Origin of the sequence: Bradyrhizobium sp. STM 3843, from assembly GCF_000239815.1 — a bacterium.
Lineage (GTDB): Bacteria > Pseudomonadota > Alphaproteobacteria > Rhizobiales > Xanthobacteraceae > Bradyrhizobium.
The window spans coordinates 21091-39001 of sequence record NZ_CAFK01000083.1 but is presented as its reverse complement, the minus strand read 5'-3'; the positions used below and the strand labels follow the sequence as shown (position 1 = coordinate 39001).

Below are 17911 nucleotides of genomic sequence, written 5' to 3'. Positions count from 1 at the left end.
CATGACGAAGGCTGATCAGCACGGTTTCACACTGCTGGAGATGGTGTGCGTGCTCGCGCTCATCGCTCTGGTCGCGGCCGTGCTGCTGCCCTTTGTGCCGCGCCAGACGTCGCGCGCACGGCTGCAGGCCTATGCGCTTCAGACGGCCACGCTGCTGAAAATCGACCGCAGCGCCGCGATCCGGCGCCAGCGCGACGTGGCAACCCTGGTCGACCCGCATGCGCGGGCCATCCGTTCGGGCGCAAGCCGCGAGACGTTGCGCATTCCCGACGACGTCCGCTTCGATGCCATCCTTCCGCAGACCTGCCGTAACCGCGCGGCGCTCTCCACCATCAGCTTCTTCGCGGACGGCATGTCCTGCGGCGGTGCAATCGCCCTCAGCCGGCTCGATACGACTTACGAGGTTCGCGTGAACTGGCTGACCGGCAGAGTTGAGATTTCGTCCCGTGTCCCGCTCGCCAATTGACCGGCCTGATGCCGGCTTTACGATCATCGAGGTGCTGATCGCACTAGCGATCGTCGCCGTCTCGATCGTCGCGATCGGGCAGGTGATGTCGACCAATGCCCGCGGCGTGCGCGCGCTGGAGAACCATGTCGCTTTGGTGCAGTCGGCGCAAACCGTGCTTGCGACGGCGATTCCGCAGCGCAGTGCGCTTGCCCCCGGGACGCTGAACGGCCGCACCGGCGATACGCGTTGGCAGATCGACATCGGCCCGGTCGGGGAAGACTGGATCGTGGACAAGGACGACGTGAACTGGGTTCCTGAACTGGTCAAAGTGCGGGTCCGCGGTCCGGCCGGCGGAATGATCACGCTCGAGACCGTTCGTCTGATGCCGAAGCCGAAGCAATGAGCTGGAACGTCGACCATCCTGGCGAGCGCCCCGGCGAGCGGGGATTCAGCCTGATCGAGGCGTTGGTGGCGCTCGCGTTGATCGGGCTGGTGTTGTCGGCGCTGGCCACGGTCACCGCACAATGGCTGCCGAACTGGAATAGGGGTGTCGATCGCGTCCAGCGCAGCGAGCTGGTCGGCATCGCGATGCAGCGCATGGCGGCGGATCTTGCCGCGGCGGAATTTGTCTCGCCCTCGCGCGATGTTCGTAAGCCGCTGTTCGATGGCTCGGCGCTGGCCGTCACCTTCGTGCGCACGGCGATCGGCCCGAATGCCGGTCCTGGTCTCGACGTCGTCAGGATTGCGGAGACCGTGGACGCTGGCCGGCTGGTGATGGTCCGCTCCCGCGCGTCCTTTGCCCCGCTCCCCCAGGGCGCCTCGCTCTCCGAGGCCATCCATACCCGCGATCCCGTCGTGCTGCTGACGCCGCCGTTCCGCCTGTCCTTCGCCTATGCGGGCGTCGATCGCGTGTTCCGCGACAGCTGGCACGAGAACGACCGGTTGCCTTCCGCGATCAGGCTCACCGTTCGCGACGCGGCCAGCGAGCGCGTTCTCGCGGTGTCAACGGTCACGCCGATTCACGTCGAGGCGCCCGCTTCAGGCGGCTTGTCGGAGGATGGCGGCAAGTCGGATAAGGACAAGAAGGCGACTGACGACGGCAAGACGACGGGCGCTGCCGCCGCCAAGCAGGGAGGCTCGTGATGGTGCGCCGAACCGACGTTGCCGCCTGCCATCGCCATCGCGCCGAGCGCGGCTTCGTGCTCGTTGCCGTGCTGTGGATCATTGCTGCGCTCGCCGCACTCGCGACCATCTTCTCCGCCTTTCTGGCCAACTCGGCCCGCGCCATTGCCGTCAACGACAATGCGCTGCAGGCCGAAGCTCTGGTGTCGGCGGCCGTGGAATTGACCGCCTATAAACTCGCGTCGTCCGGCGAGAGCCCGCCGGCGCACGGCGCCTTCCATGCCAGGCTGAACGGCGCCGAGATGTCGATCAGTTTCACCTCGGAAACTGCCCGCATCGACCTCAACAATGCGCCCAAGGAGCTTCTGTCCGGCCTGATGACCGTGCTTGGCGCCCCGCCGGAGAATGCCAAGGACTACGCCGACCGGATCGTCGGATGGCGGACCCGCGCTGCCCCCGGGAGTGCCGCAGGTGGCGAGGATGCGCTCTACCGCGCCGCTGGTCGCTCCTATGGTCCGCGCCAGGCGCCCTTCGCCCATATCAATGAACTCGCGCTCGTGCTCGGGCTGCCTCCGGCGCTGGTCGAGCGGGCGCTTCCGTTCGTGACGGTGTTCAGCGGCTCGGCCGGCGTGGACGTGATCAACGCCAAGCCCGAGGTGATTGCCGCGCTGCCCGGCATGACGCCGCTGATCCTCAAGCAGTTTCTCGCCGATCGCGATAATCTGGGCAACGATCCCCAGGCCATCGCACGGGCGCTCGGCGAGGCCAAGGCCAGCGCCAGCCAGGACAAATGCGATGTCTACCGTATCCTGATCCGGCTTCAGAAGGACAACTGGCAGACGGCCTCGGAAGTCGTGATCGGTTTGAAGAGCGCGGGTAATCCCTACCGCGTGCTGGCGTGGCGCGACGGGATCGGTACCATCGGCGGACGGGAGTTGTGAGTGCGATGCTGGCGGAACTGAAAGAGCTGTTCGCAACCTGGATCGCAGCCGTGGCGGCGGCTGTCGAGGCGGTCATGGATCGCCTGGCATCGCGGCGCCGGGTGGTCCTGCAGGAAATCGATGGCGACAGTTTCACGGCGCGGCTTGGTTCGGTGGCGAAGGGCGCGGGGCTTCGCCCCGTCTCATTCCGGCTGACACCACATGGACGTCCTGAGCCGCCGTTGTCGCCACAATGGCGCGCAGCGCTCCGCAGCAGCGTCGTCGAGGTCCAGATGCGGCCGGACCAGGTGTTGTTCCGTGAAGTCGACTTCCCGAAACAGGCTGCCGATTTCCTCGACGGCATGGTTCGGGCCCAGATCGATCGGCTGACGCCATGGGCGGCAGGCGAAGCCGTCTATGGTCTGAGCCCGCCGCAGCCGGGCCCCCACGATCGCATCGTGCTGATGTTGGCTGCGACCGCGCGCGCAAAAATTCAGCCGCTGGTCGATCTCGCGGCAGGGCTCGGCGCAGCATCAATCTCCGGCGTCGTCACGGTACCGGCGGACGAGACAGCGGGAACAACCATTCGCCTGTTCAATACACGGCTCGCCCAGGCCGGCCGCTTGGCCATCAGCATTCCAAGGCTGTTGCGCGGATTGCTGATCGGCGGCGGCGTTGCGGCCGCCGCGAGTTTCGCGGTCTCCGCCTATCTCGGCGCGAGGCTCGATACCGAACTCCAGGACGTGCAACAGCGGCTCAACCAGCGCCGCGCGGCGCTGCGCCTCAACCAGGGGACGAGTTCCGCCGAACTGTTGCTGACCCAGCGCAAGCGGAGTTCGGCCTCGAGCGTCATGGTGCTCGAAGCACTGTCGCGCGCGCTGCCCGACAGCACCTACACGACGGAGCTGCGGATCGAGGGCGACAAGATGCAGGTGGTCGGCTTGACGCAGGATGCGCCATCGCTGATCCGTCTGCTGGAGCAATCGCCGCAATTCACCCGCGCCACCTTCTTTGCGCCGACCACCCGCGCGGCGGAAGATCCAGGCGAGCGTTTTCATATCGAAGCGCATATCACGCCGTATTTCGGGTCGGGCTCATGAACCAGAACGCAACGCTTGCGAAAGTCCTGGCGCGGCCCTGGCCCGCCGCGATGGCCTATTTTGGCGTGATGCTCTTCTTCCTGTTCGTCGTCGCGAGTTCCGTGACCGACCTGGTGGGGCGTCGTGCCAGCGTTGGCGCAACGACGGCCATGCTCGAGCAGCTTGAAGGGCGCAAACCGGCCTTTGCGCGCGGACGCAGCGGCGATGTCGCGGCACCGTCGGGGTCGCCATTCCTGGAAGGCGCTACCGTCACCGTGGCCGGCGCTGCGTTGCTTCAACGCGTCACCGGCGCAATCACCAGGCTGGGCGGCAACGTGCAGTCTTCCCAGATCGATCTGCAGGGGACACAGTCCAAGACCGGTTTCATCACCATGATCGCGAGTTGCGACATTGATCAACCCGGACTGCAGCGGCTGCTGTATGATATCGAGGCGGGTATGCCGTTCCTGTTTATCGATCAGCTGGTGGTGCAGTCGCCCTCGAACCTGGCCAATACAGGTGAGGGCAAGCTGCGGATCCTGCTCGCCGTCTCCGGACAATGGCAGGGCGCGAAATGAGGGAAGGCCGGATGATGCTCCGAGGAAAGCCAGGACTGGTGCTGCTGCTCGCCGCCGCGCTCAGCCTTTCGGCATCGCGCACGGCGCTATCGGTCTCGGCTTCCGACTCCGAGCTGGAGCTTGATCCGCCGCGGCAGGCGGACGGGCCGGCGACACCTTCGGTCTGGGATCCTCCATCGGCGTCGGCACCAACGCCAGCACCAGCAACGGCGCCGGTTCGGCCGCAGCCGGCGGCGGCCGAACGTGCCGTCAGCGCCAATCCGCTCTGGGCCATTCCGCTGGCGATCTTGTCGAACACGCGCGAGCGGCCGATCTTTTCCGCCTCGCGACGACCGCCGCCTCCCGAAGCACCCGTTGCGGTCGTCCGCGCGCCGCCACCGCCACCGCCGAAGCCGCCGCGGGTCGAGCGGCCGCAGCTGTCGCTGGTCGGCACCATCATCGGCGCCGACCAGAGCTTCGGCATCTTTGTCGATCAGAGCACGCGAACGGCGCTGCGTCTGCGTGTCGGCGAAGAGTTCCAGGGCTGGCGCTTGCGGTCCGTCCAGGGGCGCGAGGTCGCGCTCGAGCGCGACCAGCAGACCGTCGTGATCAGCCTTCCAGAGCCGGGCGTCGAGGGCGCCGCGACGCCCGTCGCCGGTCCGGTCCAGGCGGAGAACGCCTTCATCGACGACGAGGCCGATCCGATCCAGCGCCGCCGGCGGCAGCGCTAGCCTCAATAGAGCTCGCTCAACCAGCCGGTCTGCTGCAGCGCCAACGTGACCAGCAGGCCGAGCACCAGAAATGGCCCGAACGGCAGCGCCGTTTGCCGCGTCATCGCCTGGCCGCCCAGTTGCAGGCCGGCCGCGGCGAGCAGGGCGGCGACGGAGGCAACGAGCAGCTGGGTCGGGATTCCCTCCGCTCCCACCCAGAGGGCCGAGGCCGCAAGCAGCTTCACGTCGCCGAGCCCGAGCCCCTGCAGGCCGCGCAGCATGAAATAGAGCCGGCGCAGCAGCCAGATCACGGCGCCGATAACGATGCCCGCGGCGGCGGCCTGGGCGAGGCCCGGCCATCCACCCAGAGCCGCGGCACGTGCAGCTCCAAGGACAGCGATCGTGAGATTGATCGCGTCAGGAATGATTCCCTCGCGAAAATCGATCCAGGCCAGCGCCAGACACGCACAGCCAAGCAGCAGAAGGCAGAACAAGACGAGCATCGCGAGGCATGGGAGGAAAGTTGACGATCCCGTCTGATACACGAGGATCGCCGTCCGGTCTTCCGTCGACTTGTCGAAGTCCCCCGCTCGTCGACATCTCGGAGGGCGATCGCTTCGTCACAAAACGGCATTTGAAGTTGACCATAGGCGCATGCGCATCACGGAATTGTTGTTGATTGACCGGTCGCTTTTTCGCCCATTCATATCACCGAAAACGGTGCGTCACATTGCCCCACTAGATACGCGATGCTAACCGCAAATTCCTTGGGGTCCACAATGATTATTAGCTCTCGAAAGCGCTGGCGCGCCACGACCGCGCTATGTCTTGTTGCAAGCTTTACGATTCAGACGGCAGCCCTTGCGGAAGGAGGCGTCAGCGACTGGGATCGTCGCGAGCATCCGAACCGCCATGCCGTCCAGAGTCTGATCGAAAGGATTCAGGACGACGTCCACAATGCGATCGAAAAGTCCGGCGAAGGCCAGGGCAAGACGACATCGCCGATCAAGCACGTGATCATTCTGATCGGCGAGAACCGCGGACTTGACCATACGTTTGGCGTCTACAAGCCGAAGGGCAGGGGCCAGACGATCTCCAACCTGTTGTCGAAGGGCATCGTGAACGAAGACGGGACCCCGGGTCCCAACTATGCCAAGGCTCAGCAATATTCGGTTGCAGCGCAGTCGTCGTACTATATCGGCGCGCCTGCGATTTCAAAGTCGCCTTACAACCCCGTCAACGTGATGCCGCAGCCGAACACCGCGGGCACGCCGTCGGCTCCGGCCGATACCAGCCCGCCGTTCAAGACGATCACCGAGGCGAGCGTCGAGAAGGACATGGCGCCGATCGATCTCGACATCCTGACCACCGGTGCAAGCGGCCTTCCGACCAACGTGCTCGATAGCCGCGTTCCCGGCGCAGGCTCGCTCGCCGGACCATTCCCGCTTCAGGGTCCGCACCTCAGCGACGACGACTACACCGGTGACACGACCCACCGCTTCTATCAGGATTGGCAGCAGGAAGATTGCAGCGTCGCGAGCGTGACCAAGGCCAATAATTCGGGCTGTCTGAACGACCTGTTTCCGTTCGTCATGGCGACCTATTCGGCGACGAACAAGAGCCAGGGCAACGCGATGGGCTTCTACAACGCCCAGCAGGAGCAGGCCCCGATTCTGAAGATGCTCGCCGACCGTTTTACGTTGGGCGACAATTTCCATCAGTCGTTCCACGGCGGTACCGGCGCCAACCACTTCATGCTCGGCACCGGCGATGCGGCGTTTTGGAGCGACGGCAATGGCAATCCGACCACGCCACCCACGGTCGCCAACCCGAACCCGAAGGCCGGGACCGTCAACACCTACACCGTCGACGGCAATTTCAGCAATTGCGCGGACATCAACCAGCCCGGCGTCCAGCCGATCGTCAGCTATCTGGAAAACCTGCCCTACGCTGCCGAGCCGAACTGCAAGCCGAACCATTATTACATGCTCAACAACGTCAACCCGGGCTATCTGCCGAACGGCGCGCTTTCGGGTGGCAGCAACCTGCCGCCATCGCCGGTTCGGACGATCGGCGACGCGCTGATCGAGAAGAATATCTCGTGGGCCTATTACGGCGGCGCCTATAATGATGCCGTTGCGCTCGCAAACGCAGCGGTCGCGGCCAACCCGACTAGCCCGAACCTCACTGCCGCGGCGCTCGCAGATCCGGCTCATGCGCTCGGGGTGGCGTATTGCCAGATCTGCAATCCGTTCCAGTATGCGACCTCGATCATGGCCAATCCGGCGGTGCGCTCGGCGCATGTCAAGGACACCGTCGACCTGATTACCGCGATCAACAACAACGCGCTTCCCGCGGTGTCGTTCGGCAAGCCGGACGGTCTGCTCGACGGTCATCCGCAGAGCTCGAAGGTCGATCTGTTCGAGGCCTATCTGTTGAACATCCTCGGAGCGCTGGACGCCAATCCGAAGCTCAAGGCGGAGACTGCAGTGTTCGTGACCTGGGACGAAGCCGGCGGCTATTGGGACTCCGGCTACACCCAGTCGATCGATTTCTTCGGCGACGGACCGCGTATTCCGATCCTGATCCTGTCTCCGTACACGACCGGCGGTAAGGTCTATCACAACTACGGTGACCACGTGTCGCTGCTCAAATTCATCGAGCGCAACTGGCGGCTGAAGCCGCTGACCAATCGCAGCCGCGACAACCTGCCAAATCCAACCATCGCGAAGAACAATCCATATGTGCCGACCAACAGCCCGGCGCTGTCGGATCTGTTCGATGCGTTCGACTTCGATCACCCGGTGAGCCAACCCTACACCGAGTGAGCTGCGCTTGAAGCGCGTGATGCGCGCTTCCGTATCAACTGATACGGCGCCGGTCAGGCTTCGGCTTGATCGGCGCCGCTGCGTGCCGATGGGCGGCAGCAGTCGTATGAAGCGAGCAGCGGGATGACGTGTCAGATGGCAAGAGCATCGAGGCTGCTGACGATCTGGGCGGCGTTGCTGGCCCTGGTGGTCGGGCACGAGCCTGGACGGGCGCAGGATGCGCGTTCATTTTCCGCCGACATCATCCAACGCGGGCAGGGCGATGTGGCCGTTCCGGCCGGCCGGTTGCGCGTGCGTGCCGAGAAGACGCGTCTGGAGACGCCGGCGCTGCCCGACGGTTATTTTCTCACTGATGTTGCCGTTCCGACGGCCTATTTCATTCGTCCCGCTGCCCGCCTTTATATGGATGCGCGGGGATCGAGCCGGTTGACGCGGCTGTTCGTCCCTGTCGATCCCAAGGATCCATGCCGCGCATGGCAGGCCATGGCGCAGTTGGCAAATGCCGGGATCAGCGACGACTGGCAGTGCGCGAACGAAGGCGAGGAACGTCTCGGAGATCGCCGTGCATTGGCCTATCGCGTGCGCGCCGGTGATCAGCAGCAGTTCATCGTTGGGTCGATCCACAGCTTCGCTTTCCGCTGCAGATCACGCTTGGCGATGGCATGACCTACACCGTGGAGGCGCTACGCGAAGAGGCGCAGGCCGTCGATTTGTTCGACCTTCCGGCCGGTCTGCGAAAATTCGATCCGGCGGCACTGCTCGAACGAGTCCGCTTGAGCGACGTTTGGGTCGAGGCCCATTAGCAAGCGGCGTGCGGCCGTGACAATGTGGATCGCTCGGCGGAGACCGGATTTGTAATGCTGCCGTCACACTCGTGAGAGAAGACAGGCTTGGGCGCATGGAGTAGGGGGCAGCCGCGTCAGCGGCCTCTGGCAATGGACCGGTACGGGCATTCGATTTTTTGTGACGATATTCGCACCGAGCCCGGCGGCAAGCTCAGCTTCATCGGCTGCTACAACGGCGTGATCTTCATCTCGGGCCAGTTTCCGCTGGTGCTGCCGAAACTGTGCGTTCATACGCACATCTTTTCGCCGGCCTCGCAGCCGTTCAATTCGATCGTGGTGCGCTGCTATCTGCCGGGCGATGAGCAACCGTTCGCCGAAGAGCCGATCGAGACGCCGCGGCGCAGCGAACAGACCGGGCTGGTCGCCAACCTGAAGCCCGAGACAAGCGCGCCGCTCTATATCGTGGCCGCCACCAGCCTCATCTTCACGCCGGTTGAACTGCGCTCGGGCGGGTTGCTGCGCATCCGTGCGTTCGTCGACGCCGAGCAGGAGGTGCGGCTCGGATCGTTGCGGATCGAAGCCCGGGCCTGCTGAGCGCGGCCGCCCGCGATCCAATACTGGCAAAATTTGATCGTCCTATTCGAAGCGCGCGGAGGCGAAACGCCGCAGGGCGCGGCGCGATTTGGCGACATGCCCGGAACAGCTGTCATTCGGCCGTCAGGTTAACAATGTTTTAACGCGCGCCGAGGGCGGCGATCCCCGCCGGCCCCGCTTTGGACAACGCAAGGACCATTTTCATGAGAACGATGACTGCCTTGGCACTCATCCTCGCCAGCGTTTCGGCCGCGAATGCCGCAGGCGCGCGCAGCAACGAATCCTTCATCGAGCAGGTCGGGGCTTATAACGAGGCGACGATCAACCAGAAGAACGGCAACAACAACCAAGCCACCTCTCAGACGGGCCAGGACAACAGGGTGCTCACCAGCCAGGTGAACAAGCTCGCCCGCGGCCAGAACAACTCGGGCAATGTCCAAGTTGGGAAGGACAACTTCGCCTCCACGCTCCAGACCAACACCGCGCCCAATGCGGACGCAACGGATGTGCGCTTCCGGAACAACTCGTTCAGCGCTCAATATGGCCGCCAGAACACCGCGCTCGCCAAGCAGGAGGGCGGCAAGAACAATCAGGGCACGTTGCAGGTCGGCGACATGAACGTGTCGGAGGTCATCCAGTCGAATTCGAGCGTGACCTCGCCGTCAGCGAGCCCGGTCGGTGGCGCCAACAACGCCGAGACCAAGCAGTTCGGCAAGGAGAACCAGGCCGCAGTTTCGCAGAAGAGCGCAGACGGTAACGCGGACGGTGAATTCCAGCCGGGCCACAGCAATGCGTCGATGTCGTTGCAGGTGGGCAACCGCAACGAGGTCGCGACGGAACAGACCTCGGTCGGCCGCAAGGGCGAAGGCGTCCGGAACACCGCTGCCACGGTTCAGTTCGGCAATGATAACCTGGCATCGACCAAGCAGGGCGGCGGCGCCGCCGGCAGCTTCGGCGATACACCGGAGGAGCAGCGCGCGAATTTCACCAACGCCTCGATCATCGGCCAAAGCGGCGCCAAGAACGTCGCAGAGGTGGAGCAGGCCAATGGCGCCAACACCCAGGCGCTGTTCCAGCGTGGCACCAAGAACGCTGCGAGCATCGAGCAGAGCACACAGACCTTCGGTACGGGCAATGCCAGCAACAACGCACTGACCTCGCAGCGCGGATCGAAGAACCTCGCGACCGTCAGCCAGTCGGTCGCCGTTCCGCTCGCGCTCGGCAACAACAACTCGCTGATCTCCCAGGTCGGCGGCTCCAACGTGGTCAATGCCGCGCAAAGCGTCGGCCAGCAGGCCACCGCCGGCAACAACAACCAGGTCTCGATGCAGGTCGGCCAGGGCAACGCGATCCAGCTGGTGCAGGCCACCGGCGCCAACGTGACCAACACGTCGTTCACCGCCCAATACGGCATCCACAACACAGCGACGGTCGTTCAGAAGTAACCGCGCTTGCAGGCGGCGGGCATTCCCCTCCGCCTGCATTGCTTCGTACTCCGACGGACTAATCAGCGGATCGCTTCGGGGCGATGATCCGTGCCGGCTGATAGCCGATCGTCGATGTGCGCGGGGCGATGTTGTCGCCGGCCATCTGGTCCGGCCGGCGCAGTTCGACGCAGATCTCGCGATCGAGCGCCCAGGCGAGGTCGGCGAGCTCGCGCAAGGTGATCTCCGCTTCACCAGACAGCTTTTGATTGACGAGCGCGCGGCGCGTCTGCAGGCGCTGCGCCAATTGCTGCTGCGTCAGGCCTGCACGCCTTTCCTCCATGATCGCCTTGAGCAGCTCGCGACGCACCCGTCCCATCAGCCGGCCGGCCTTGCGTGCGCGCGCGTCGATATCAAATCGAAAGAACGTCATCCGGCGCATCCCCCTTCACACACAACGTCTCACCAATCCCAAGCTCGCGGCGCAGCCGCCGGATTGCGATCCGGTAGCCGCGATAGAGATCATGATCCTTGATGATGTCAGCCCAATTTCCGAACACCGCGACGAAGCAGTCTTTCGCCATGAACCAGCCGAAGATGCGGATATCGGGCGTCTTCAGCTCCCACACCGCATTGTCCTCGGCACGGACGGCACGAAACTGTCTGTTAAAGACCAGCGGCGCGCCGCTCAAGAACGAATAGAACAGATCATCGATCTGCTGCGCGGGCGCCAGATGGCCGAGCAGCCGTGATGGCGGCGATGCGCCTGCAAGGATCTCCTGCAGCCAGGTGACGAATTGCGGCGTCCCATAGAGCAGGCGCAGCGGCTGTTCGTGCGGGCCGAGTTCGACCTCGATCCGAACGATCGCTCCGTTCGCGACAAGGCCTGAGATAGTAGGCATGCGAGTAGCAATCACTGGTCGAATGACGATGCGCAAGAAGCACGAGCCTGCAGTGTACGCGATCAGCTCACCATGTTGCAGGGGGATCACGGCCGCGCCCGGTCGGATCCCAGGCCGACTGCGATTTTACAGATTGTCGCAAAACAGCAAAGAACGACCGATACGGTCCCCGCAAAATTGCCGTATGTGCGGCAAATTTGAGCGAGTGACAGGTGAGTAACAGCCCGATGCAGCCGACTGCAGCCACGGCGATCGAATGCGCAATACGGACGGCTCCGCAGTCCGGCTACGTGAAGATCGAGGCGGTTGCCCGATCCGTCAGCCCCGCCAGCGGCCGTTATCGTTTCCTGGTCGACAAGCAGAGCGATACTGGGCGCTCCAGCAACACGCAGAGCGGCAGCTTCGTGCTGCAAGCCGGGCAGGAGCAGGTGCTCACGACGATCGTGCTGGATGGCTCGGCCGCTGGTCATTATCGCGCCGAGCTCATGTTGGATTCGGACCATGGGAGACAGACGTGCACCGCGCCATGAAACAAATCGCCGCGATCGGTGCCACCGGCCTCGCTTTGGCGGTCAGCGCTTCAGCGCACGCAGAGTCCGCCTATATCGCGCAGGTGAATGGCAAAGCAGGTGTCACGGTTTCGACGTCCGCGTCCCAGCCTGCCCAACTTATGCCGGTCGCCAACTATGCGCCCCGGCAGACGGCCTATGTGCCGACGCCGGAAGCGACGCAATCCTCGCGCAGCAACAACATCGCGCAAACCTTGCAGATCGGCAGCTACAACCGCGTGCTGCAACTACAGACCGGCGGCAACAACTATTCCCATGTCGGTACCATTGGCGGAACCGACAACGATGTCTCCGTGCTTCAGGGCGGCCGCGACTATTCCAACCTGAACCTGATCAACACGCAGGGCTTGAACATCGCGGTGCTCCAGCCGCCCGGGTCTGCGCCGATCAACATGCTGATTGCCCGGCTTCCAAACGGAAGTCTGTTGATCAAGCGATGACCTCTCAACTTCCAAATCGAGATCTGTAACATGCGTAAGTTCGGCCTGGCCTTATTCGCGATTGCATCCGCCTACGCCGCGGCGGGAGCAGCCGCGGTCGCCTCTGAGATCGTCTATCACCCGGTGAACCCGACCTTCGGCGGCAGCCCGCTGAATGGCTCGTTCCTGTTGTCGCAGGCACAGGCGCAAGGCGAGGGCGTCAAGTCTGGCTCGCAGGGTCCCGATCTGTCGGGTCTGAACAACGCGTTGAGCAATCTCAACGGGCCTGCCATCATCGTCAACCCCACACCGTCCGGCTCATCGCCAGCGCCCACAAGCGCGGTGCGCTCCCTCGTTCCCTGACACGCTGACATCGCCGAGCCGGCGCCGGATCTCACGTCATGAACAGACATTTTCGAAGCATCGCGGCCATTGCGATGCTCTCTCTCAGCTTGGCCGGATGCATGACCGGCTCGGCCAAGGACCCGTTCGCGAAGCCCGCGAAACTGGTGCCCGACACCAAGACCGGAATCGTGCTCGATCACCTGCCGCCCCCGCGCCGCAAGCTCGACGTCTCCGTCTACAACTTTCCCGACCTGACCGGGCAGAACAAGCCGAACGACAATTTCGCGGAATTCTCTCGCGCCTTGACGCAAGGTGCCAGTGCGGTGCTGATCGATGTGCTGACCAAGGCGGGTCACGGCGACTGGTTCAACGTCGTTGAGCGCAACGATCTGCAACCGCTGCTGCAGGAACGGCAGATCATCCAGAACACCCGCACGGCCGCGGAAGGCGACAAGGCGCCGAGCCTGCCGCCGTTGCGATTTGCCGGCATCCTGCTGGAAGGCGGCATCATCGGCTACGACAGCGACGAGACCACCGGCGGCATCGGCGCCAACTATCTCGGCATCGGTGCCGACACCCAGTATCGCCAGGACATCATCACGGTGGCGCTGCGCGCCGTCAGCGTTCAGACCGGGCGCGTGCTGGCGAGCGTGACCACCACCAAGACGATCTATTCGGTCCAGGTCCACAGCGCAGCTTTCCAGTTCGCCGCGATCGATCAGCTGCTGCAGGCCGAGCTTGGCTTCACCAAGAACTCGCCGGCGACGCTTGGCGTGCGCGAGGGCGTTCAGCTCGCGGTCTATGCCCTGATCTTCGAAGGCGTGAAGAACCATCTCTGGGAGTTCAAGGATCGCGCGGCCGGCGAGGCCTTCATGCGCGAGCTCGAGAAGCAGCAGGAGGCGGCGGCGATCAAGCCGGACGTCCCGAAGAGCTAGGGCTACGGAACGCGGGCGGGCAGGGTGGTCCTGCGCATACGGAGCGGCTCTCATGCGCCTGCCTCATTTGCCGGTGCCATCTTGGAAAACGCGCGGAACCATGATCTGTGTCCAGCATCAGTTTGATGGCTGCGTGTCAGCAGAGCCGAGAAGCCGAACGGGTATCATCCGATGATCGAAAGTCGCGCCAGACCGACAACGCTTGCCTTGTTCGCTGCGTTCGCCCTTGGCGCGCTGGGCGCGACCGCAGCGATCGCCGGCTCCGAGGTCTACATTCAGCAGTCCCACGGCAACGTCGCACCGGGTACGTCCGTGATGACCAAGCCGCCGCCGGAAGCATCGGCCCCGTCGAATGCCGCGGCCGCCGCGCCGACCGCGCCCGAGACCTGCAACGCCCAGAACGCCTCATCGTCGCAGGCCTGCTATACCGCGACCCAGCAGGCCCGGCCGTCGCGATAATCGCAACCAGGCCTGCGCGCGGCATTCGCTCTGTTCCGCGGCTTCTCTGCGGGGTCCAATCCGGACAATCGACGCGCCATCAGCCTTGTTGACGATTCGCCCCGGATCACCCTAAAGAGGCGGGTCGCCTTGGCGCCCGTTCTGGGCTGTCATACGCCGCCAAGGGGCGACAATGCCTCAGCTTGATGCTTCAAATTGACGGCTGGGCAGGGCGATGCCGAAGCAGGCTGATGCCGATGTGCTGGAAGGGTGGCCGAGTGGTTTAAGGCACCGGTCTTGAAATTCTGAAATCGGCGCCTTGGTTGATCTCGGTTCACCCCTACAAGCCTGAATTAGTTGGATATTTCCAGCCGCTTCGCCGTGGTTCGTCCTTCTTACTACCGGTCGCTCCCTACTAGTCGGGTAGCAAACTCGGTAGCAAGCGGGGCGTGGAATGGATTTCGCGAGAAGGTGGCGGAGGGCGCTGGCATCATGGCGCAGGTTCATCGGGATCGACAAACCGCAACATTGGGAGCCGGTCGTCCGGCTCTGGAAGAGGGGGCCGTTGCAGATGCGCAAGCGCGGGCCCGACGGCCGCTGGATATATCGCGATGCGACCGATGCCGAGAGCCTCGACCAGATCTCCCGCGAGGCATGGTGATCAGCCGGTCCGCAGCTGGGTGCGGTTTGAACTCGCGAGCGCGAGACCGCGCTCACTTCCGGTTCCGAATAATCCGGTACACAGACTCCTGTTCCAGGAACCCCATCTGCTCAGCCATCGCAAGCCATTGTTGGGCGGCCTGTTCGTAGAACATCCGTGTCATTGGTTCGGCTTTGGCGGCCAGCTCCGCGCATTCTCTCGCTTTGGCTTTCATCTCTTCTGACCGCATGAGCGACGAGTATCGAAAGACCCCGGCGCACGCATTCACCTAGGAAAGTCATGGCGGCGCGGGGCATTTCGGTCCCGCGCCTTATGCTGTAGCCGGACCTAGCGCTTGAGGCGCCGCCTGTGCGTCATCAGGCGCTGCCGGTCCCGCTTCCGGTGAGCTCGCCGACGGCGCTTCATGGCATGCGCTCCTGATAGCGGCCGACGGCCTCGATCGCCTGGGCGCGCGCGAAGGCCTCGATCAGCGCCGCCGCATCGTCGAGGCTGGCGACTTCCCGGAGCAGCTGCGCGAGCTCGCGCGCGGCCTGCGCCGGCGCCGCAGCGGCCGGCCTTGGATCTGGGCTGCTGCGGTTCATGGCCTGCTCCTCGCCATCTCGAGGAGCCCCTTGATCGATCCGGAGAGCAGCCAGTCGTAGTTCACGCGGTGACGTCTACAGAACTTGATCACCTCGTAAGTCCTGAGCCTGGAGAGGACCGGCTTCGTCTCGGATTCCGGCAAGCCGCGCTCCGCGGCCAGCAACTGGATGCGGGCTCGCAATTCGCGCTTGAACTCTGCTCGCTCGGCCTTTTGTTTTGGATGCATGGTTCAGCCCTCCGACCGCAGGGCTGCTTCGATCGCGGCGCTCAGCTTCGCGTCGGCGAGCGTTAGCAGCTCTGCCCGCGCAGCTGCCCACTCTCGATCTCGCTGGATCTGGCGGCGAATGCGCTTGAGCTTGGACTGGGCCTTGTCGAGGTCCGCGCGGACGTCACGCGCCAAGTCCGCTTCGGTCGATCCCACGATCAGATCATAGCTGCGAAACAGGAACGTGTGCATGCTCGGGCCGTGCTGCTTGCGTCGCCGAGATCGCCAGCCCGGCAACCGCTCATCGATCAATGCAATTGCCATCTCGCGCAACTCCAACGGCAACGCCTCGAACTCGGCAGGGCTCAAGACCTCCGCAGGCCTGACCGGTGAAGCACGGCGGGCGGCGGCGGCCTTAAAATCGATAACCGTGCTCATGCTGCCCTCCGGATGATCGCCTCAAGGGCCGCGGCCATGGTCGCGCGCAGCTGGTAGTGCCAGCCCGCGGGCCCGACAGTATCCGTGCTGGGCCATTCTAGGCCGTCATCCTCGATCTGGTTCGCGAAGCGGAGCACGGCGGCAATGCCGACAAGCGTGGTCGGCTGTGTCCTCGCCAGCCTCCAGGCAACACGGTTGACGAGATGGGCCGCCGCTTCGGCTTGCAACGCCGCCTCGATGGCCTCATCCGAGCGACAGCCATATCGGTAGCCTGCCTCGTCCTCCGCATCGATCGTGACGCCATGGGCAGCGTCAGCGGCACGCTTTGCCGCGATCAGGCCGAAAGCGGGATCAGCCAGAGCGGCGCAGGCCGGTGGGGCGATCGGCAGGACGGCCAGGCCGGCAAGAGCCATCCGGCGGGATAGCCCCTCGGCGGGCTCGGCAGAGTCATCAGGCAGGCGTCGAAGCATGTCCGCCGCAGGTGGCAACATGGGATAACGTTCGGTCATTTGGGTTTGCTCTGTTTGAAGGGAGCCTGTTCAAGGGCCCATGCGCCGGGATGGCCGGCACAGCCAGGATTTGAACACGAGCCAGAGCGACTCGCCGGGACGTTTTTAGGGGTTTCCCCCACTGGACATGGCGCCCGATCCTGGCCTAAAGGAAGGCCATTCGGAGCCGCAGCGCCAACTGCGTCCGTCATTTCAGCCGCGATCACTCGTCGCCAAACGAGCGAGTCCTTGACCAAGGGAATGCGGCCTAGCTCTGGTCCGGGTGTTCAAGCCCAGAGCTATCATCAGCGATTTGCGGTTACCCGTCAATTAACAACATCCCCGCTTGCGCGGGCGCGCTTCGGCGCGCGCAGACCGCCGCCTCGCGGCGCTGGGGGCGAGGGATCGAGGCGACGGTCAGGCCGAGCACCGGGTTCAAGCGACGGCCGTCGCAGCATGCCAGCCTTCGCTCACACCCAAAATCACCTATGTGATTCAGTCCCAGAGACCGCGGACAATGGTGTCCTTAAGCGTGGCGGAGCTTCCATCAAACAGCGGTAGGTCGAGCGAGATCGGTCCGAACTTGGTGAACTGCCGATAGTGCGCGTTGATGAAGGCTCGAACATTTTGCCGAACTTGCTCTTCGTTCCAATGCTGCTCGAGCATCGCGACACTCAAAGCTCCGATGACGTCGTCTCTTACGTCGCGCGGCAATGACATCGGTACGACAGCTCTCAAGACTGAGAACGTATCGTTTTGGGCTCTGATGATCCGTGTGCGCCTATGGACCAATGCGAACTGACGGCCCCGAGCTCGCGAGAGCGCGATTTTCTCCCTGACCAGCGCATCGAATACCGGATCCTCGCGGCGTTTCCGAGCGAACGTCATGGCATCGACCAGCTTGAGAGATAGATCTTTGGGGCGTCCTCCCATGGGATGGCCGTGCGTGATCTGGCCAATTGGTGCGCCGTTGATCAACGCCTGCTCGACCTTCCGAAACGTCTCCGGTTTCATCACTCCGCCGCGGCGTGAGCGAAGGAGCCAGCACGTCCGACAGTCGCGCTTACTGTAGCCATTCTGGTACGTCACCCAGGCATCCGCGAGCGAATGCCCGTGCCTGCAATGCGTCATGCTTCGGTGGCGCTCTCCTTTTCTCGCATTTGCAGCTTTGTAGTTTGCCTGGAGAAGTGGTTGCGCGACCTTTGCGTATTCGGGATGAGCATCGCAATAGTCTCTGAAGACCGCTTGTTTGACGTTGTAGGGTCGCATCGTGTGGCCAGCTCGAAAGCCTTCGAGCATGCGAGCCGCCTTCGCGTCCGACAGTCCCGGCTGTGGCATTGAACCGCTCCATCGCGCATGGATTGCGCGGCGGCAGCGGGCGCCTGAGTCGCGGCGGGTCAATGGCAGATAGGTGCCAATCCCCCATCATTCTTGCTTGCGCTCGCGCCAAGGTTGCGGAACG

26 protein-coding genes are annotated in these 17911 nt (G+C 63.9%); 17 read left to right on the top strand and 9 right to left on the bottom strand.

The features are described 5' to 3' along the window. The first annotated feature begins 1 nt into the window (after position 1). From BRAS3843_RS11310 to BRAS3843_RS39165, 7 genes are read left to right on the top strand one after another with little or no spacing between them, the layout of a single operon-like run. The gene (locus BRAS3843_RS11310) at positions 2-466 is read left to right on the top strand and encodes a prepilin-type N-terminal cleavage/methylation domain-containing protein (RefSeq protein WP_008969010.1); all 465 of its coding nucleotides are present in this window, start codon (positions 2-4) and stop codon (positions 464-466) included. Beyond that, positions 447-851 carry a prepilin-type N-terminal cleavage/methylation domain-containing protein gene (locus BRAS3843_RS11305; RefSeq protein ID WP_008969009.1) on the top strand — a complete coding sequence of 135 codons (405 nt, stop codon included), beginning with the start codon at positions 447-449 and terminating at the stop codon, positions 849-851. Before BRAS3843_RS11310 ends, BRAS3843_RS11305 begins: the two co-directional genes overlap by 20 nt. Then, a complete protein-coding gene (locus tag BRAS3843_RS11300; RefSeq protein WP_008969008.1) occupies positions 848-1591 on the top strand; it encodes a prepilin-type N-terminal cleavage/methylation domain-containing protein in 744 nt (247 codons plus the stop codon). Before BRAS3843_RS11305 ends, BRAS3843_RS11300 begins: the two co-directional genes overlap by 4 nt. Next, the gene (locus tag BRAS3843_RS11295; RefSeq protein WP_008969007.1) at positions 1591-2511 is read left to right on the top strand and encodes a type II secretion system protein GspK; all 921 of its coding nucleotides are present in this window, start codon (positions 1591-1593) and stop codon (positions 2509-2511) included. Before BRAS3843_RS11300 ends, BRAS3843_RS11295 begins: the two co-directional genes overlap by 1 nt. A gap of 5 nt (positions 2512-2516) precedes the next feature. Then, a complete protein-coding gene (locus tag BRAS3843_RS11290; protein WP_008969006.1) occupies positions 2517-3590 on the top strand; it encodes a PilN domain-containing protein in 1074 nt (357 codons plus the stop codon). Positions 3591-3640: 50 nt separating this feature from the next. Continuing rightward, positions 3641-4147 carry a type II secretion system protein GspM gene (gspM, locus tag BRAS3843_RS11285; RefSeq protein ID WP_244425254.1) on the top strand — a complete coding sequence of 169 codons (507 nt, stop codon included), beginning with the start codon at positions 3641-3643 and terminating at the stop codon, positions 4145-4147. Positions 4148-4158: 11 nt separating this feature from the next. Further along, positions 4159-4857, top strand: a complete 699-nt coding sequence (locus tag BRAS3843_RS39165) for a hypothetical protein (protein ID WP_139024840.1) — start codon at positions 4159-4161, stop codon at positions 4855-4857. 2 nt (positions 4858-4859) lie between these two features. On the opposite strand, the gene BRAS3843_RS11275 is transcribed toward BRAS3843_RS39165, so the two are convergent. Continuing rightward, on the bottom strand, positions 4860-5339 hold the full coding sequence (locus BRAS3843_RS11275; RefSeq protein WP_008969003.1) for a prepilin peptidase: 480 nt from the start codon (positions 5337-5339) through the stop codon (positions 4860-4862). Between the two features lie 276 nt (positions 5340-5615). Here BRAS3843_RS11275 and BRAS3843_RS11270 point away from each other — a divergent pair, with 276 nt between their 5' ends. The 5 genes from BRAS3843_RS11270 to BRAS3843_RS11255 all read left to right on the top strand — a co-directional run bounded on the left by BRAS3843_RS11270 (position 5616) and on the right by BRAS3843_RS11255 (position 10488). Beyond that, positions 5616-7664, top strand: coding sequence for an alkaline phosphatase family protein (locus BRAS3843_RS11270; RefSeq protein WP_008969001.1), 2049 nt, complete (start codon positions 5616-5618; stop codon positions 7662-7664). 174 nt (positions 7665-7838) lie between these two features. Next, entirely contained in the window at positions 7839-8330 is a 492-nt protein-coding gene (locus BRAS3843_RS11265) for a hypothetical protein (RefSeq protein ID WP_139024839.1), read from the top strand. Beyond that, positions 8327-8467: a hypothetical protein gene (locus BRAS3843_RS41465; protein ID WP_008968999.1), complete on the top strand. Its 141-nt coding sequence runs from the start codon at positions 8327-8329 to the stop codon at positions 8465-8467. The genes BRAS3843_RS11265 and BRAS3843_RS41465 overlap by 4 nt, the downstream gene beginning before the upstream one ends. A gap of 132 nt (positions 8468-8599) precedes the next feature. After that, positions 8600-9043: a hypothetical protein gene (locus BRAS3843_RS11260; protein ID WP_008968998.1), complete on the top strand. Its 444-nt coding sequence runs from the start codon at positions 8600-8602 to the stop codon at positions 9041-9043. A 203-nt stretch (positions 9044-9246) separates the two neighbouring features. Further along, entirely contained in the window at positions 9247-10488 is a 1242-nt protein-coding gene (locus tag BRAS3843_RS11255) for a hypothetical protein (protein ID WP_008968997.1), read from the top strand. 58 nt (positions 10489-10546) lie between these two features. Here BRAS3843_RS11255 and BRAS3843_RS11250 read toward each other — a convergent pair whose 3' ends face one another. Beyond that, a complete protein-coding gene (locus BRAS3843_RS11250; RefSeq protein WP_050886417.1) occupies positions 10547-10900 on the bottom strand; it encodes a helix-turn-helix transcriptional regulator in 354 nt (117 codons plus the stop codon). Then, complete coding sequence (locus BRAS3843_RS11245; protein ID WP_008968995.1) at positions 10881-11369, bottom strand: hypothetical protein; 489 nt, start codon at positions 11367-11369, stop codon at positions 10881-10883. Before BRAS3843_RS11245 ends, BRAS3843_RS11250 begins: the two co-directional genes overlap by 20 nt. Before the next feature lie 212 nt (positions 11370-11581). Here BRAS3843_RS11245 and csgH point away from each other — a divergent pair, with 212 nt between their 5' ends. The 5 genes from csgH (at position 11582) to BRAS3843_RS11220 (ending at position 14096) form a co-directional block, all read left to right on the top strand. Next, complete coding sequence (gene csgH / locus BRAS3843_RS11240; protein ID WP_139024838.1) at positions 11582-11899, top strand: curli-like amyloid fiber formation chaperone CsgH; 318 nt, start codon at positions 11582-11584, stop codon at positions 11897-11899. Then, complete coding sequence (locus BRAS3843_RS11235; protein ID WP_008968992.1) at positions 11896-12378, top strand: hypothetical protein; 483 nt, start codon at positions 11896-11898, stop codon at positions 12376-12378. The genes csgH and BRAS3843_RS11235 overlap by 4 nt, the downstream gene beginning before the upstream one ends. A 30-nt stretch (positions 12379-12408) precedes the next feature. Further along, positions 12409-12720, top strand: a complete 312-nt coding sequence (locus tag BRAS3843_RS11230) for a curli assembly protein CsgF (protein ID WP_008968991.1) — start codon at positions 12409-12411, stop codon at positions 12718-12720. Between the two features lie 38 nt (positions 12721-12758). After that, entirely contained in the window at positions 12759-13637 is an 879-nt protein-coding gene (locus BRAS3843_RS11225; protein ID WP_035981422.1) for a CsgG/HfaB family protein, read from the top strand. Between the two features lie 171 nt (positions 13638-13808). Then, on the top strand, positions 13809-14096 hold the full coding sequence (locus BRAS3843_RS11220) for a hypothetical protein (protein ID WP_008968989.1): 288 nt from the start codon (positions 13809-13811) through the stop codon (positions 14094-14096). Positions 14097-14788: 692 nt separating this feature from the next. Here the strand turns inward: BRAS3843_RS11220 and BRAS3843_RS41460 are convergent. The 6 genes from BRAS3843_RS41460 to BRAS3843_RS40665 form a co-directional block, all read right to left on the bottom strand. After that, complete coding sequence (locus tag BRAS3843_RS41460; RefSeq protein ID WP_175361107.1) at positions 14789-14950, bottom strand: hypothetical protein; 162 nt, start codon at positions 14948-14950, stop codon at positions 14789-14791. A gap of 187 nt (positions 14951-15137) precedes the next feature. Then, positions 15138-15317 carry a hypothetical protein gene (locus tag BRAS3843_RS11215; RefSeq protein WP_008968986.1) on the bottom strand — a complete coding sequence of 60 codons (180 nt, stop codon included), beginning with the start codon at positions 15315-15317 and terminating at the stop codon, positions 15138-15140. After that, entirely contained in the window at positions 15314-15544 is a 231-nt protein-coding gene (locus BRAS3843_RS11210; protein ID WP_008968985.1) for a hypothetical protein, read from the bottom strand. Before BRAS3843_RS11210 ends, BRAS3843_RS11215 begins: the two co-directional genes overlap by 4 nt. 3 nt (positions 15545-15547) lie before the next feature. After that, entirely contained in the window at positions 15548-15961 is a 414-nt protein-coding gene (locus tag BRAS3843_RS11205; protein ID WP_008968984.1) for a hypothetical protein, read from the bottom strand. Beyond that, positions 15958-16470 carry a hypothetical protein gene (locus tag BRAS3843_RS11200; protein ID WP_008968983.1) on the bottom strand — a complete coding sequence of 171 codons (513 nt, stop codon included), beginning with the start codon at positions 16468-16470 and terminating at the stop codon, positions 15958-15960. Before BRAS3843_RS11200 ends, BRAS3843_RS11205 begins: the two co-directional genes overlap by 4 nt. 474 nt (positions 16471-16944) lie before the next feature. After that, positions 16945-17787: a hypothetical protein gene (locus tag BRAS3843_RS40665; protein ID WP_008968982.1), complete on the bottom strand. Its 843-nt coding sequence runs from the start codon at positions 17785-17787 to the stop codon at positions 16945-16947. Positions 17788-17911: the final 124 nt, after the last annotated feature.

What these genes read in the sequence shown, in the direction of transcription:
- BRAS3843_RS11245 (WP_008968995.1), bottom strand. Translation starts at nt 11,369, where the DNA reads ATGCCTACTATCTCAGGCCTTGTCGCGAACGGAGCGATCGTTCGGATC.
- BRAS3843_RS11300 (WP_008969008.1), top strand. Translation starts at nt 848, where the DNA reads ATGAGCTGGAACGTCGACCATCCTGGCGAGCGCCCCGGCGAGCGGGGA.
- BRAS3843_RS11220 (WP_008968989.1), top strand. Translation starts at nt 13,809, where the DNA reads ATGATCGAAAGTCGCGCCAGACCGACAACGCTTGCCTTGTTCGCTGCG.
- gspM (WP_244425254.1), top strand. Translation starts at nt 3,641, where the DNA reads ATGGCCTATTTTGGCGTGATGCTCTTCTTCCTGTTCGTCGTCGCGAGT.
- BRAS3843_RS11255 (WP_008968997.1), top strand. Translation starts at nt 9,247, where the DNA reads ATGAGAACGATGACTGCCTTGGCACTCATCCTCGCCAGCGTTTCGGCC.
- BRAS3843_RS11250 (WP_050886417.1), bottom strand. Translation starts at nt 10,900, where the DNA reads ATGACGTTCTTTCGATTTGATATCGACGCGCGCGCACGCAAGGCCGGC.
- BRAS3843_RS11215 (WP_008968986.1), bottom strand. Translation starts at nt 15,317, where the DNA reads ATGAACCGCAGCAGCCCAGATCCAAGGCCGGCCGCTGCGGCGCCGGCG.
- BRAS3843_RS11275 (WP_008969003.1), bottom strand. Translation starts at nt 5,339, where the DNA reads ATGCTCGTCTTGTTCTGCCTTCTGCTGCTTGGCTGTGCGTGTCTGGCG.
- BRAS3843_RS41465 (WP_008968999.1), top strand. Translation starts at nt 8,327, where the DNA reads ATGACCTACACCGTGGAGGCGCTACGCGAAGAGGCGCAGGCCGTCGAT.
- BRAS3843_RS11270 (WP_008969001.1), top strand. Translation starts at nt 5,616, where the DNA reads ATGATTATTAGCTCTCGAAAGCGCTGGCGCGCCACGACCGCGCTATGT.
- BRAS3843_RS11230 (WP_008968991.1), top strand. Translation starts at nt 12,409, where the DNA reads ATGCGTAAGTTCGGCCTGGCCTTATTCGCGATTGCATCCGCCTACGCC.
- BRAS3843_RS11260 (WP_008968998.1), top strand. Translation starts at nt 8,600, where the DNA reads ATGGACCGGTACGGGCATTCGATTTTTTGTGACGATATTCGCACCGAG.
- BRAS3843_RS11210 (WP_008968985.1), bottom strand. Translation starts at nt 15,544, where the DNA reads ATGCATCCAAAACAAAAGGCCGAGCGAGCAGAGTTCAAGCGCGAATTG.
- BRAS3843_RS11290 (WP_008969006.1), top strand. Translation starts at nt 2,517, where the DNA reads ATGCTGGCGGAACTGAAAGAGCTGTTCGCAACCTGGATCGCAGCCGTG.
- BRAS3843_RS11200 (WP_008968983.1), bottom strand. Translation starts at nt 16,470, where the DNA reads ATGACCGAACGTTATCCCATGTTGCCACCTGCGGCGGACATGCTTCGA.
- BRAS3843_RS39165 (WP_139024840.1), top strand. Translation starts at nt 4,159, where the DNA reads ATGATGCTCCGAGGAAAGCCAGGACTGGTGCTGCTGCTCGCCGCCGCG.
- BRAS3843_RS41460 (WP_175361107.1), bottom strand. Translation starts at nt 14,950, where the DNA reads ATGAAAGCCAAAGCGAGAGAATGCGCGGAGCTGGCCGCCAAAGCCGAA.
- BRAS3843_RS11205 (WP_008968984.1), bottom strand. Translation starts at nt 15,961, where the DNA reads ATGAGCACGGTTATCGATTTTAAGGCCGCCGCCGCCCGCCGTGCTTCA.
- BRAS3843_RS11235 (WP_008968992.1), top strand. Translation starts at nt 11,896, where the DNA reads ATGAAACAAATCGCCGCGATCGGTGCCACCGGCCTCGCTTTGGCGGTC.
- BRAS3843_RS11225 (WP_035981422.1), top strand. Translation starts at nt 12,759, where the DNA reads ATGAACAGACATTTTCGAAGCATCGCGGCCATTGCGATGCTCTCTCTC.
- BRAS3843_RS40665 (WP_008968982.1), bottom strand. Translation starts at nt 17,787, where the DNA reads ATGCCACAGCCGGGACTGTCGGACGCGAAGGCGGCTCGCATGCTCGAA.
- BRAS3843_RS11310 (WP_008969010.1), top strand. Translation starts at nt 2, where the DNA reads ATGACGAAGGCTGATCAGCACGGTTTCACACTGCTGGAGATGGTGTGC.
- BRAS3843_RS11295 (WP_008969007.1), top strand. Translation starts at nt 1,591, where the DNA reads ATGGTGCGCCGAACCGACGTTGCCGCCTGCCATCGCCATCGCGCCGAG.